Raw genomic sequence first — 14,128 nt, 5'->3', positions numbered from 1 at the left:
TAGTCTGCCGTTGCCTGCCGAGGCTGCCTCTGCGTTGTTTCAGGTTGTGGCACAACGATATTTGAAGACGTCGATCGTGATCACCACCAACCGCAGCATCTCCGAATGGGGCGAAGTCCTCGGCGACACGACCGTCGCAGCGGCCATGCTCGATCGGCTCCTGCATCGCTCGGTAGTCCTCAAACTCGACGGCGATTCCTATCGCCTGCGAGACCACCACGCCCGATCAGAAAACCACCGCACCGCCGCCGGAACCATCCGCCGGCCGCTACAGTAGACCCACCTCACGGGTGGGGAATTTCGATGAGCACCACTGGGGAATTTTCCTGAGCCCCGTCAACTCACCAAGAACGTTCTAGAGACCGCGTTAGACGCGGAGATGACCGAGCACTTGGGCTACGAGAAACATGATGCTGCCGGCCGCGGCAGCGGCAACTCCCGGAACGGTACACGGTCCAAAACCGTACTTACCGAGATCGGGCCGGTGGAGATTGAAGTGCCACGTGACGTCGACTCTTCGTTCGACCCGCAGATCGTTAAGAAGAGACAGCGACGCTTGACGGGTATTGATGAGATCGTATTGTCCTTGACTGCAAAGGGTTTGACGACCGGCGAGATATCCGCGCACTTTCAGGACATCTACGGAGCGTCGGTGTCGAAGGACACGATCTCACGCATCACCGACAAGGTCGTCGGGGAAATGACGGAGTGGCAGAACCGGCCACTCGATCGGGTGTATCCGGTGATATTCATCGATGCGGTGCACGTGAAGGTGCGCGATGGGCAGGTCACAAACCGGCCGATGTATGTGGCGATCGGGGTCACCGTTAATGGCGAACGCGACATCCTGGGGATCTGGGCCGGCGAGGGCGGTGAGGGCGCCAAGTTCTGGCTTTCGGTCCTGACCGAGATCAAGAACCGTGGTGTGGCGGACGTCTGCATCGTGGTGTGCGACGGACTCAAAGGATTACCTGAGGCGATCAACACCGTCTGGGAACTCGCCGTGGTGCAGACGTGCATTATTCATCTGATACGCAACACCTTTCGGTTCGCATCACGGAAGTATTGGGATGCGATGGCACGTGATCTCAAACCTGTCTACACCGCTCCGTCGGAGTCTGCGGCCAGGGAACGATTTGCAGAGTTCACGCAGACATGGGGTCAGCAGTATCCAGCGATCATCAAGATGTGGGACAACGCGTGGAGTGAGTTCGTTCCGTTCCTGGACTACGACGTCGAGATTAGGCGGGTCATCTGCTCGACGAACGCGATCGAGTCTGTCAACGCTCGCTACAGGCGCGCGGTACGGGCGCGTGGGCACTTCCCGACCGAACAGGCGGCGCTCAAATGCTTGTATCTGGCCACGCGTGCTCTGGACCCGACAGGGAAAGGTAAGGCACGATGGGCAATGAGGTGGAAGCCCGCGCTCAATGCGTTTGCGATCACCTTCGAAGGACGCATCACCCCGAACGGTAACTAACCGACATCAAGGTCGGATCCACCGTTAATCGGACACTCCCGCCCCACCGGACCGCGCTAATACAAGCAGCTAGTGTGAGCGTTGTCGTCTCGCGAGATGTGAATGGGTGTTGACCGGATCGACATCGCGAGCGCTAATGCTGCTGTCACGGTGGCTTCGTGTCTGTGGGTTCCGGCCCACCCAATCAGCCTTCCTCGAATGGGCAATTGCCCACTTATGAGATTCGTTGTGCGGCTTCACCGCGGCTTTCGGATGTGGTTCTGGGAGTCAGTGCGAGCCGACGACAGCCCTGCCGAGCGCTCTCCTTCCGACTACTCGACCGCAAGGGCAGCGACCTTTCGGGATGTTCACGTCATCGCTGCCGGTGTAGCGGCAGCAGTAGCGAGCTCGGGGCAACAGCACATACGTGGATCGCACCCTTGCCTTGGAACTGGCAATAGACGTGCCTGGACTCGCGGGGCACCTCGTAGGTGTCACCGGAATGCACCGACCGCCCATGTCGACGTCGGCCCCGTCAACTTGCGGTCCTACACACCGCCTTTTAGATTGCTTGGCAGGCCTTGCGGTCGAACAGGGAGCCGCAGTGCCGCTGTACTTCCCCGGGGGTGAGTGAGGGTAAAGGGCAATGATGGCGAGTCAGGACGAGACCCGGCAATGCATGGTCGTCGGATGCCGCCGACCAGGGACATGGACCGAGCTGGAATACGCCTCAGACGGAGTGTCTGAAACTGAACGCGTGCGGTTGTGCGGCGAACATGCAGTCGGCCTGTCGGGCTAGGCAGCTCGGTTCACGGAGGGATTAGTTCTGGCAACCCGAGTGGGCAGGCTGAACCGTCCTGGACCGGATGGAGACCCGGTTCAAGCCACCTCCGCCTCGGAGGCGACCTGCTCACCGTAGCGGCTCTCGTACTCGATCGGCGAGCAATAGCCGATGGACGAGTGCAGTCGGTCGCTGTTGTACCAGTGCACGTATGCCGCTGTCTCACGTTCAACCTCGGCCCGGTTGCTCCAGGAACGATCCCGCTCAATCAACTCGGTCTTGTACACACCAATCGCTGATTCCATGAGGGCATCGCCCACCGTTCCGATAGATCCGGTGATGCCAGCCTCGCGCAGTTCCTTGCTGAAAGCGATCGACGTATACTGACTCCGGGTGTCGTTGTGATGCACCAAACCCGTTGCAGTGAACGAGAAGTCGTATCTTCGACGACAAACAACCTTGCTCGACGACACTGGAAACCAGCGGAGTTTCCTTGTTCGACATCACTCGCCACCCCAAAATGCGACGCGAGAAGACGTCGACAAGGAACGCCACGTACACAAACCCGGCCAGCGTCCAGACATATGTAACGTCGGCGACCCACAACTGATCCGGACGGTCAGGCGAATCTCATTGCCGCTTACCATGATCAGGGTACCTGGGCGCCTTGTCCTCGCGCCGGGTGGTGACCGTGCGGTGTGTGCCGCGAACCGCGCCGGAGATCCCGCTGATTCCCATCAGTCGGGCGACCTGGTCGCGGCCCATCATGTGGCCGGCGCGCCACATCGCATGCCACATTTTGCACACTCCATAGGCAATAGCTCGGTGGTGCATCGAACTACGCTGGCGGGTGAACTCCAGGTAGACCGCGTGTGCGTCGTACGCCTCGGCCAGCATCGCGGCCGAGGATCGGGCCCGTTTTCTTGCGGGCGTAGTAGGTGGACGGGGCGATGTGCATTCCGTGCTCGTGGTGAGCACTCGGCAGATCGGATTGACCCCGAACCGGCCCCTGTGAGCGTCGATGTAATCGACGATCACCGCAGTCGGCGGTCGACCTCCGCCGCTGCGAAGAACGCCGAAGCAGTCTTCAAAATCTCATTGGCCCTGCGTAATTCAGCATTCTCTCTGCGCAGCGACGCGAGCTCAGAATCTTGTTCAGCGACTGTCTTCGAACCCTCCGCCGCCGCAACGGGCAGGTCCTTCTCGATCCAGTTCCGCAGAGTCGCCGGATTGATATCCAACAAGGCGCCGACGTGCTTACGTGCCGCCAGCTTAGACTCATCATGCGACGCCAGCCGGTCCTCGTACATCCTCACAGCCCGCTCGCGGGTCTCTTGGCCGAACTTCACATTCTCCTGGTGAGATCACGGTCCACCAGACCCAGGACGGTTCACGTGAGCCCTCCAACTAGCGCGCAAAGTGCGTCTTTGACGCCCGCCGTGCGCACGGTGCGCTAAGGGGGCCGTCGGCCTACTCGAGGCCACGGCAGGTGCACCCGCGAACGGCTAGTCGATTGGTGGCCGGAGAGGTACCAGATTGTGGCGCATTTGGCTCTAGCCGTGCTTCTCGTACGTCGAGTCGCGCGGTCAATGACTGCGGGCCGGAGTGCCCGGCCATTTCGTCACGTGACAGCAGGCTGCGTGCGTTGTCGGCATCATTGGCGGAAGCGGGCTTCACGCCTCCTAGTCACAGATGTCTTGCGTCGAACTAGGCTGTATTGGCGTATCTCCGCGCGGTTCCACAAGGCACTCCCGACTGGCTGGACAGCCTTCGACGAGCGTCGTTGGAGTCGCGTCGGCCGCAGTCGCGGAACATGCTGTCCGTCAGCGGTGCACTGAAGCGGCAGCGCGGTAGCCGCCCTGGTTGCCGAACTCACCCGAATTAAGTCCCGCGTTAATGCACGCATTACGTGTCGCCTTAAGTACGGTTGACGTGGGTCCTGCAAGCGGACGCATGCGCAAGCTGGGCGGGTCCGCGAACTACTTGCCATGAATCTGCGCGCCGGTCGGACAAATGAGCAACGCAATATCTACACCTGTCGGCGAGGGGGTAGGCCCACGGCTTCCGGATCGGGATAGTCCGGACGTACAAGTCCACCGTCTCGACCTCGGGCTTGGTCTGTTCCGTGTGCCTCGGCCATTGACTACCGCGCCCGTTCATCGACCGCAGGACGCACGCGTTCCCGAAAGTAGACCATGTCTGACGCACCGGGTCGGTCTCTACGTACGGAGCGCCACCACCGCATATCGCCCACGCCGACACCCCACAACTGTCACGCCGTCGATGACCGTTTGACCCGTTATCGCCAGGCGGAGTCCCTTGTACACGAAGCTAGTTCGCCCAGTTCAGAGCCTATTAAGGCTGGCCGTAATGCACGCATTAATGCCGCCATTACGTAACTACATACGTCCATCCTTAGCGTCGGTCCCGAATACGGCATGCTTTCATACAGTACTTGCCACCCTGCCCGCCGCCGCAGTATTCGATATACGTGCAGCCACACTTCGGCACGGACGCCATCGACTAATTCTTTAACTAAGTTCTCATCTACAGCCCGCGTCATTGCGCACTGTATAGAAGCAACTGCGGTCCTTCCTAGGTCAAGCTACACATCGGCCCCTAGGCTAGGCAGCAGGCTCGGACGCATTAGCAGAACTGAAGCGGGCTGTAGTGAAAACAGTGCGTGTCGCATCAGGCGATGCCATACAGCTTGGACTATCGTGGCTCCTACATCGCGCACCCATACGCACTTCACTTCGTGTCGCACACCGCGCAGCAACTCACCATCGAAAGCAGGAAGTCATGGACGACTTAACGCCGGAGCTTTCTCGCGTCGTCGCCTTTGCGAACGGCAAAGGCGGTGCCGGTAAAACCTCAGTTTCAGTGAATTGTGCGGGGCTTGCCGCTGCGGCCGGCTGGCGAACTCTGTTTATCGACCTGGATCCTCAGGGCAACGCCGGCGAGGACCTCGGGTACAACCAAGCCGGGTCAACCGACAATGGCCAGCATCTCCTCGACGCGCTCGGTTCAAGCCAGAAGCTAGCGCCGGTCTTGAGCGAGGTCCGCCCGAATCTCGATGTAATTCCCGGCGGTGAGGCTCTCGACGACCTGGAGTCCATTCTCGTAGGTCGGGCTCAGCGATCGAAGCAAGTCCACAGCATGTTGGCTGAGGCGTTGACCCCGTTGGCAGGGGAGTACGACCTCATTGTTCTTGACACACCGCCGACGCGCCCCAGCCTTCTTCAGGTCGCCCTGGGCGCTACGCGATGGATAGTTGTTCCAACCAAACCTGACCGTGCGAGCATCCTTGGTTTGGGGGCACTCGCGACTCAGATTATTCAGGTTCGTCAGTTTCATCCCGACATTGATGTCCTGGGCGCAGTCCTGTTCGACGTGTCGACTTCGGCGAAGGCTGTACGACGCAATGCGATTCAGGATATTACTGACGCGCTTGGCGGCGCCGCTCCCTTGTTTAAATCCGTGATCCGCCACACGGAGACCTGCGCTGTGCAATCCCGCGAGGAGGGGAAGCTCATCCATGAGCTCGCTGAGCAAGTCGAGGATGCCGAGCCGTACTGGAAAGCGCTGAAAGAGGGAAGGACCCCGACGCGGGTGCCAGGAAGCGCTCCCGCATTGGCTGAGGACTACGTACTGCTTTGTCAGGAGATCTTGCAACGTATCGCGCAGATGGAATCAGCTGACGCGGAGGATGAAGCCGTATGAGTGAGCGACCATCGCTGAGTGCGGTGCCCGGCCTCAAGCGAGCGAACGCGCTTCCTGGGCCGCCTCCACGAAAACCGCGCGTTAACCCAACACCAGGCGATGCGGTCAAATCGTCGCCGCCAGCAGCAAATACCGAATCGGCCGCGGTCTCGACCGCACCGCCCAAGGAAGTCAAGCAGCCACGCATGCCTAGGCGCGCGAACGACTCGGCTGCCAATTCGCTTGTTCCAGTGACGTTGTCACTGCCTGTACCTTTAGTTCAACGTCTCAAACGGTATGCGAAGGACCACGAACTGGCCTACGCGAACGTGATCATGGATGCGATTGTTGCCCATCGGGATGAGCTAGGAGCACTGGTAGCTCACCTGCGCCCGAATGTAGCGTCCGACGGCATATTTGTGCGAACCACACCGAGAAAATCGGCTGAACGGACAACGCTGTCCTTCCGAACTCGCCGCGCGAATGTTATCGCTTTAGACGAACTTTGGGAGAGCGAGGAGATTGCTGCCGAGAACCGGTCTCAACTGTGCCACGCTGCTCTGGACGCGTACCTGCCTTAACGAAGAACGCGCGCGCCCACACAGACTCACGCCACACTAAGACTGTCATGTAATGCAACCCGGTCTAAGGCTCGGCCGTACGCCATACGCCCCTCAGCATTGGTCGGAAAGCGGCCGTAGCGGACCCGCTCAGGTGCTGCGATAGGCAGTGCGATGGCGGCGGGGTAGATCTCGGCGGGCCGTGGCCCACGTTTTCGTTGCTTACCTCTACGCTTACGCCAAGCAACTTCTTGATTCCACCAGTCGCGAACCGCTCTCTCCCAGCGATGGCGATGTATACGTCGGGTCATGACGCCCGCGACGTCAAGCAACTGACTACTTAGAGTCCAGTTGGGCCACTCCACGAGAAGGCCCAACCGTTGCATTCGGTCCAGCCAACGAGACACCACCACGCGTCCGTACCCCGTACGCCGAACAACGTCCTCCACGGTGCCCACCCCTAGCCCCCAGGCACGGTGGATTTGTTCAGCCGCACCTCCAAGACCACCATTCCAAACCCAAACGTCCCTTTGAGCGTGCTGGAGACGTTCTGTAAGCCCAGATCCGTAGGGGCGTGATTCCACTTGTGTTGCAGCTGTGGATAGTGGGGGACGATTCAACCTCCACGTTGCTGAACAGGTGCCCTCCGCTTCAGCGGTTCTTGTAATCCAACCTTGGGCCTGGAGACGATGCAGTGCACGACAGGCCGTTGCGGCGTGCACGTTCGCACCTTCTGCTAGGCGTCTAACGTCGATGTTAATCGTAGTGCTATGCGCCGAAATGCAAACGGAGAGAAACGCACACAGCACTCGCTCGGCGCTGACGGCGCTCATTGAAATTCCCCAGTAACGCTCACTGAAATTCCCCACCCGTGTGGCACCGCCAACGAGGGCGGGTCTCCCTCGATGCTGATGGTCTCTGACCACTCATCAGCTACTCGAAGGAGACCCGCTTTCTCATGCTTACATGGGAGGACGATATGGAAGTACACGCCCTGCACAAACGAGGGTTGACGATCTCGGCGATCGCCCGCCACACCGGCCGAGACCGCAAAACGGTCCGCGCCTATCTCAACGGCACCCGCTCGCCCGGCGAGCGGGCGCGCAGCGCCGTCGATGCGTTCGAGGTGTTCGTCGCCTACATCACCGCACGCTTGATCGACGACCCACATTTATGGGCCCGAACGTTGTGCGATGAGCTCGAAGACCTCGGCTACACCCAGTCCTATCAAACGCTGACCCGCCAAATCCGCGCTCGGAACCTGCGCCCGGTCTGCCCGCAATGTCAGACCGCGACCAGCCGACCGAACGCGATCATCGACCACCCTGCGGGTGAAGAGACGCAATGGGATTGGGTGGACCTACCGGACCCACCGCCGTCGTGGGGCTGGGGTAAGACTGCGCATCTGCTGGTTGGGTCGCTGGCCCACTCGGGGCGTTGGCGGGGCTTCCTGGCCGCCGATATGACCCAGCCGACGTTGATCGCCGGCCTCGACCGGGTCACCCGCCAGCATGGCGGCCTCACGAAGGTGTGGCGGTTCGACCGGATGGCCACGGTCTGCCATCCCGATTCGGGTTCGGTGACAGCATCTTTCGCAGGCGTGGCCAAGTACTACGGAGTCAGTGTCGCGATCTGCCCGCCCCGGCGCGGGAACCGCAAAGGCGTCGTGGAGGCAGCCAACCGGGTCGCCGCCCAGCGGTGGTGGCGGACCCTGGGCGATGACGTCACCGCCGAGCAAGCCCAGAAGAGTCTGGACACGTTCTGCACCCGCCGAGGAGACACCCGCGTCCGGGTCACCGCTGACGGAAGGTCCACCGTCGCAACAGTTGCCGATCGTGAACCCCTAGCATCGCTGCCGAGTGCACCCTATCCGGCGATGATGACCGAGACCCGGAAGGTGAACCGGCAGGCGTTGGTGGCGTGGAAAGGCAATCAGTATTCGGTGCCGCCGGAGCTCGCGATGGGCGAGGTGACCGTAACCCATCAGCTCGGCGACGCCCACATCGATATCGCCACCGCCGGCGGGATCGTCGTCGCCCGCCACCGCCTCGCCGCTGAGGGGTCGGGGGTGATGGTCCGCGATCACGGCCACGTCCATGCGCTGAACACCGAGGCGATGGCCACGGCCAACACCGGTGGACCTCCGCACCGCCGCAAACAACGGATCCCACCCGGCAAGAGCGCGCTCGCTGCTGCAGATCTATTGCTGAACAACAACTCCCACACGGTAGCCACGGCCGACGAGTCTGCCACCGTGATCGACATGAGCGCTTATGAGCGCGCCGCACAGAACAGGACCACGCTGCGATGACCCGCACCAAAACAACAACCACCACCAACGCGGTGCCTGAGCCGGCGACGCAAGCTGAGATCTCGGTCTACCAGCAACTGCGGCACCACCTGGCGGTGCTCAAACTCCACGCCGCCGCGGAGGCCTTACCGGGGATGCTCGAGCGGGCACAGGGCGAGGGGTGGTCGATGACCAGCACCCTCGAACAACTCCTGGCCGTAGAAGTCGAAGAGAACCAGGCCCGGCGCCTGGCCGGCCGGTTGCGGTTCGCGAGCCTGCCCACCCCAGCCACCCTGGACGGGTTCGACTACGACGCCGCTCCCGGCGTGGACCGCCAGCTGATCGCCGAACTCGGCACCTGCGGATACCTCGAATCAGCGACAAACGTCCTGCTCATGGGTCCGCCAGGCACAGGAAAGACACATCTGGCGGTCGGGCTTGCCCGAGCGGCGGTGCACGCCGGGTACCGCACCTACGTCACCACCGCTGCCGATCTGGCGGCCCGCTGCCACAAAGCGGCTATCGAAGGCAGGTGGGCCACCTGCATGCGGTTCTATGCCGGGCCGACACTCTTGGTGATTGATGAGCTGGGGTATCTGCCGTTGCCTGCCGAGGCTGCCTCTGCGTTGTTTCAGGTTGTGGCACAACGATATTTGAAGACGTCGATCGTGATCACCACCAACCGCAGCATCTCCGAATGGGGCGAAGTCCTCGGCGACACGACCGTCGCAGCGGCCATGCTCGATCGGCTCCTGCATCGCTCGGTAGTCCTCAAACTCGACGGCGATTCCTATCGCCTGCGAGACCACCACGCCCGATCAGAAAACCACCGCACCGCCGCCGGAACCATCCGCCGGCCGCTACAGTAGACCCACCTCACGGGTGGGGAATTTCGATGAGCACCACTGGGGAATTTTCCTGAGCCCCGTCACTTCCTCAACCTCTACCTGCAGCAAGTGCTCGGCTACAACGCCTTCCCATCCGGAGCAGCACTGCTGCCCATGACCGGCCTCATCATGCTGGGCATGATCGTTCTTGCACCAAAAGTCATCGGCACTATGGGACCCAAAGTGCCGATCGTGGTCGGGCTGCTGATCCTGGCCCTGGGTTTGGGCTGGCTCTCCTTCGCCCGTCCCGACGGCAGTTACTGGATTGACGTCCTGCCCGCATCCCTGGTCGCGGCGCTCGGCATGTCCCTTGCCTTCATCCCCTCCCTGAGCACGGCCATCTCCGCAGCACGACCCGAAGAAGGCGGCCTGGCATCCGGCATCGTCAACACCAGCTACCAGGTCGGTTCCGCACTGGGACTCGCCGCAATGACCGCAGTCGCCGCCGCGTACGGAGCTGACCAACTCGGCAACAAGGCAGCACTCACCGACAGCTTCTCCGCAGCATTCCTCGGCGCAGCCGCTATCGCACTAGCTGGTGCAGCCCTAGCACTCGTCACCATCCGCACACCGAAACCCAACGCCGGCGCAGCCCCCGCCGACGCCACCACAAGCGCAACCTGACCGCGGCCCGGGCCTGGCAGGGCGTACTACCCAAACGCTCTGCCAGACCCCCGGGAACACACACGCCCTGAGTCCCCGAGAAAGGCCTTCCATGCCGTTCATCACAGCCATCGGCCGCAGTGCGATCACTCGCCGTATTGTCAAGTGCCTCATCGGCTGCGCACTCACCGAAATCACCACCCCAACCACAACACCAGCACACTGCACACCCCCCAGGAACTAAGGGACAGCAGAATCGACGAGCGACCGGCAATAGATTGCCATCGAGCTACAGGCAACAGAGCGCGTGACAACCAGTCAACCTGGTGGGCCCACTTTCAATCACTGTCAATTACTGCGGCGAGGCCGCCGCTCTGGTCGGGCACAGCTATCCGACGCGTCATAAGGATGCGCCCCTAAGTGTGTTCGGGATCACCGCAGTGCACTTGACCCGGGCTGACCTGGTGGAGTGAGTCAGAACTTGCCCAAACCTGAGGTTGGCGAGCGGACGTCGAAAATTTCGCTGCTACAGTCGGGGAATTGTGACGGCTCATGCGATACGCCTCCCGCGTAAGCAAACCATTGTTGTCGTCGCGTCCGTTCTGTATCTGCTTGCGCACGCCATCACTCAGTGCGGGTTCCTGCCCGCCAACGGTCACCCGGACAGTGACGTCCATGTCGTGACCTCGTCAACGTTCTTCGCTGGCGAACAGACGCCGGGTCACGCACACATCGATGACGGGTCCCCTCACATGGATCACGAGACGCACACCGTCATCGCCATGCCTCGGTCGGACAATCCACTCCGTCCCCCTACTGTCGCCGCTCTCGTTGCGATAGCGCTTTCCATCGGCGCGATGCTGCTGTGGGCCCGGCTCGCTTCCCGGTCCCCACCAGATCTTCCTATCCCAATCCGGCTCGGCCGGACCACCCTAAACGATCTCTGTATCAACAGGTGCTGATCGGCAGCCAGACCATTTGAGGTGTTCGCCCTCATGGCCTGCTCAATGCTGCCCGCCACTCACCTACTGCGTTGTCGCAGTTACATATACAGAGGTTCCTTCACCCATGAACAATGCTGTTCCCACCATCTCCATTCGCTCGTCTGACGCCTTCTCGCCAGCTCCCGCTAGCCAATGCGCACAACCAAGCCCCATGGTCGGCAATACGCCGGTTCTGTGGATCGGTGAGCCATTCGCCGACAACGGACGAGGCTTTTGGGCGAAGCTCGAAGGAGCCAATCCTGGGGGAATGAAAGACCGACCAGCGCTACACATGGTTCAACAAGCCAAAGCCCGCGGCGATCTCGCACCCGGCGCGAGAATCATTGAATCCACTAGCGGCACACTCGGTTTAGGTCTGGCCTTGGCAGGGACCACCCATGACCACCCAGTCACCCTTGTCACCGATCCGGGGCTCGAGCCCATTGTCCATCGAATGCTGACCGCATACGGCGTACACGTCGAACTGGTGACCACACCGCACCCCACTGGGGGATGGCAGCAGGCTCGACGCGACAAGGTCCGCGAGCTTCTCGCCGCCCACCCAGGCTCGTGGTGCCCCGATCAGTACACCAACCCTGACAACGTCGATGCTTACGAATCACTCGCACACGAACTGATTGCGCAGCTCGGACGAGTTGACACACTAGTGTGCTCGGTGGGAACCGGCGGCCACTCCGCAGGCGTTGCCCGTGTTCTTCGCCAGTACCGTTCCGACCTCAAACTGGTCGGCGTAGATACTGTGGGATCGACCATCTTCGGGCAACCCGCCCACAGCCGACTCATGCGCGGGCTGGGCTCCAGCATTTACCCCGACAACGTCGACTATTCAGCCTTCGACGAGGTGCACTGGGTAGCCCCGCATGAGGCGGTGTGGTCCTGCCGCACACTGGCTTCTACCCACCATGCCAGCGGCGGGTGGAGCGTCGGAGCGGTAGCTCTAGCTGCCGGCTGGATTGCACGCACCAGTCCCCCAGCAACACGGATCGCTGCCGTATTCCCCGATGGACCGCAGCGCTACTTCGACACCATCTACAACGACGAATATTGCAGCCGCCACGGCCTGTTAGATGCACACCCACCCACCGAGCCGGCGACCATCGGGCACCCCTCAGATGAGGTTGTGAAGAGGTGGACCCGATGCGCGACCGTGGTCGATCCTACGAAAGCCGTGTCATGAGAACACTTTTGACTCAGTTCCGCAGTTTTGATCGACCCAGTCAGGTGCTGATGGTGAATCAGTTCACCATCAACGTGGGCTTCTACATGCTGATGCCCTACCTGGCCGGATACTTGGCCGGCCCGTTAGGGCTGGCCGCCTGGGCCGTCGGACTGGTTCTCGGCCTTCGGAACTTTTCTCAACAGGGAATGTTCCTCCTGGGCGGGACGCTTGCCGACCGCCTCGGGTTCAAACCCCTCATTGTTGCTGGGTGTTTACTCAGGGTTGCGGGCTTTGTGTTGCTCGCCGCAGTGGAATCGCTGCCGGCGATCCTGGTCGCGTCGGTTGCTACCGGGTTTGCCGGCGCTCTGTTCAATCCAGCTGTGCGGGCATACCTCGCCGCAGATTCCGGCCCGCGACGGGTTCAGGCCTTCGCCGTCTTCAATGTGTTCTATCAGGCTGGAATATTGTTGGGACCGTTGATCGGTCTGGCCTTAATGACTTTTGACTTCCAGATCACCGCGCTGGCAGCGGCAACCGTTTTCGCCGTGTTGACCATTGTGCAGATCTGGGCGTTGCCGTCACACCGCCCCGAGGAGTCCGGGGCCAAGACTCGGGTGCTCGAGGACTGGCGGGTGGTGCTCTCCAACCGCCCCTTCGTGCTGTTTGCGTTGGCCATGGTCGGGTCATACGTTCTCTCGTTCCAGATTTATCTGGCGCTGCCGCTCCAGGCGGCGGTGATAGCTGGACATGGAAACTCAGATACCGCCCTGGTGACCTCGCTGTTCGTGGTGTCCGGAGTGGTGGCCATCGCTGGACAATTGCAGATCACGTCGTGGTTTTCCCGTAGATGGGGATCAGGCCGCAGCCTGGTCGTCGGCATGACGATCATGGCCCTCGCGTTCATTCCGCTCACGGTGGTGTCCAGCCCGGCCATCTGGGGCGGGGGGACCGCCGCGGGAGCATTGATCGTGACCACAGCCTTGCTGGCGGTCGGCACAGCAGCGGTATTTCCATTCGAAATGGACACTGTCGTAGCCCTTTCGGGCAACAAACTCGTCGCTACTCACTACGGCTTCTACAACACCGTAGTGGGGTTCGGCATTCTGCTCGGCAACTTGGGTACCGGCGCAGTGTTCGGCATCCTCAGTGACGCACGTCTGGGGTCACTGATTTGGGTGGCCTTAACCGTAGTAGGAACGATCTGTGTAGCCGCTTTGTACAAGCTCGAACGGTCCGGACGGTTGTCCCCCTCCCCTGCCCAACCCCCACCCGTCAAGGCCGGCGGCAGACACCGGCAACGAGCATAGGCCGGCCGCAGCTCAGTGGTGGGGCCAAGCATTGGCTGTTCAACTCGCACACGACCGTCAGCAGGTGCACCGATCCCTGGACAGCTTGTGGAAGAACCCAGGTCATGACGTAGATCAGTCGGTGGATGCTCCTGGGCGCCTCCTTGAGGCTCCGGGACGCTTGGCACCTCCGCCGATGGCCAGGCCCTTGACCTGCGCGGCCGGCGGCTTCTCGCCGGCCTGGCCCGTGGTGGCCGGCTCTTCGGTGACCGATGTCGCCTCGGACTCGGTCTCGGCGGTCGCCTCCGCGGCTTCGGGGGCCTCGGCTGCCGGCTTCGCCGAACCCGGCTTCTTGGCTGCGCCACCGGGTTTCGGAGCTCCCCGGCCTCTTGGCGCC

The 14,128-nt window shown here is 61.6% G+C and carries 11 protein-coding genes, 2 pseudogenes and 1 other annotated feature; of the genes and pseudogenes, 8 read left to right on the top strand and 5 right to left on the bottom strand.

The window, feature by feature from the left end:
- Both W823_RS35475 and W823_RS35470 read left to right on the top strand, forming a co-directional pair.
- A partial coding sequence (locus W823_RS35475; protein WP_023955301.1) for an ATP-binding protein occupies window positions 1–277 on the top strand: 277 nt, incomplete at its 5' end.
- A 57-nt stretch (window positions 278–334) separates the two neighbouring features.
- Window positions 335–1,480 (top strand): annotated as a pseudogene (locus W823_RS35470) (IS256 family transposase); the annotation flags it as partial.
- An 858-nt stretch (window positions 1,481–2,338) separates the two neighbouring features.
- Here W823_RS35470 and W823_RS59495 read toward each other — a convergent pair.
- The 4 genes from W823_RS59495 to W823_RS59480 form a co-directional block, all read right to left on the bottom strand.
- Entirely contained in the window at window positions 2,339–2,545 is a 207-nt protein-coding gene (locus tag W823_RS59495) for an IS3 family transposase (protein ID WP_369792574.1), read from the bottom strand.
- Entirely contained in the window at window positions 2,505–2,801 is a 297-nt protein-coding gene (locus W823_RS59490) for a hypothetical protein (RefSeq protein WP_369792575.1), read from the bottom strand. Before W823_RS59490 ends, W823_RS59495 begins: the two co-directional genes overlap by 41 nt.
- Window positions 2,802–2,870: 69 nt before the next feature.
- A complete protein-coding gene (locus W823_RS59485) occupies window positions 2,871–3,137 on the bottom strand; it encodes an IS3 family transposase (RefSeq protein ID WP_369792573.1) in 267 nt (88 codons plus the stop codon).
- Between the two features lie 46 nt (window positions 3,138–3,183).
- Window positions 3,184–3,317 (bottom strand) — a sequence feature (AL1L pseudoknot).
- The gene (locus W823_RS59480; RefSeq protein ID WP_023955297.1) at window positions 3,275–3,589 is read right to left on the bottom strand and encodes an IS3 family transposase; all 315 of its coding nucleotides are present in this window, start codon (window positions 3,587–3,589) and stop codon (window positions 3,275–3,277) included. Its footprint overlaps the feature before it by 43 nt.
- Window positions 3,590–5,042: 1,453 nt before the next feature.
- Between W823_RS59480 and W823_RS35455 the strand changes: the two genes are divergently transcribed.
- From W823_RS35455 to W823_RS35425, 6 genes and pseudogenes are all read left to right on the top strand, one after another.
- Complete coding sequence (locus W823_RS35455; protein ID WP_023955295.1) at window positions 5,043–5,963, top strand: ParA family protein; 921 nt, start codon at window positions 5,043–5,045, stop codon at window positions 5,961–5,963.
- 1,497 nt (window positions 5,964–7,460) lie between these two features.
- Window positions 7,461–8,813, top strand: a complete 1,353-nt coding sequence (locus tag W823_RS35450; RefSeq protein WP_023955293.1) for a DDE-type integrase/transposase/recombinase — start codon at window positions 7,461–7,463, stop codon at window positions 8,811–8,813.
- Entirely contained in the window at window positions 8,810–9,661 is an 852-nt protein-coding gene (gene istB / locus W823_RS35445) for an IS21-like element helper ATPase IstB (RefSeq protein ID WP_023955291.1), read from the top strand. Before W823_RS35450 ends, istB begins: the two co-directional genes overlap by 4 nt.
- 63 nt (window positions 9,662–9,724) lie before the next feature.
- Window positions 9,725–10,303, top strand: a pseudogene (locus tag W823_RS35440) (MFS transporter); the annotation flags it as partial.
- Between the two features lie 1,047 nt (window positions 10,304–11,350).
- The gene (locus tag W823_RS35430; RefSeq protein WP_023955285.1) at window positions 11,351–12,463 is read left to right on the top strand and encodes a PLP-dependent cysteine synthase family protein; all 1,113 of its coding nucleotides are present in this window, start codon (window positions 11,351–11,353) and stop codon (window positions 12,461–12,463) included.
- Window positions 12,460–13,752: an MFS transporter gene (locus W823_RS35425; RefSeq protein WP_023955283.1), complete on the top strand. Its 1,293-nt coding sequence runs from the start codon at window positions 12,460–12,462 to the stop codon at window positions 13,750–13,752. Before W823_RS35430 ends, W823_RS35425 begins: the two co-directional genes overlap by 4 nt.
- Window positions 13,753–13,866: 114 nt before the next feature.
- Here the strand turns inward: W823_RS35425 and W823_RS57995 are convergent.
- Window positions 13,867–14,128: hypothetical protein (locus tag W823_RS57995; RefSeq protein ID WP_038252326.1), on the bottom strand; the 262-nt coding region annotated here is incomplete at its 5' end.

The organism is Williamsia sp. D3 (assembly GCF_000506245.1).
GTDB lineage: Bacteria > Actinomycetota > Actinomycetes > Mycobacteriales > Mycobacteriaceae > Williamsia > Williamsia muralis.
Note: the sequence above shows the minus strand (reverse complement) of the source record. Positions and strands in the feature narration are given on the sequence as shown.

Excerpts from the sequence above, each read along its gene's own strand:
- W823_RS59495 (WP_369792574.1), bottom strand. The coding sequence starts at position 2,545 with ATGGAATCAGCGATTGGTGTGTACAAGACCGAGTTGATTGAGCGGGAT.
- W823_RS59485 (WP_369792573.1), bottom strand. The coding sequence starts at position 3,137 with ATGCTGGCCGAGGCGTACGACGCACACGCGGTCTACCTGGAGTTCACC.
- W823_RS35455 (WP_023955295.1), top strand. The coding sequence starts at position 5,043 with ATGGACGACTTAACGCCGGAGCTTTCTCGCGTCGTCGCCTTTGCGAAC.
- W823_RS35450 (WP_023955293.1), top strand. The coding sequence starts at position 7,461 with ATGCTTACATGGGAGGACGATATGGAAGTACACGCCCTGCACAAACGA.
- istB (WP_023955291.1), top strand. The coding sequence starts at position 8,810 with ATGACCCGCACCAAAACAACAACCACCACCAACGCGGTGCCTGAGCCG.
- W823_RS35430 (WP_023955285.1), top strand. The coding sequence starts at position 11,351 with ATGAACAATGCTGTTCCCACCATCTCCATTCGCTCGTCTGACGCCTTC.
- W823_RS35425 (WP_023955283.1), top strand. The coding sequence starts at position 12,460 with ATGAGAACACTTTTGACTCAGTTCCGCAGTTTTGATCGACCCAGTCAG.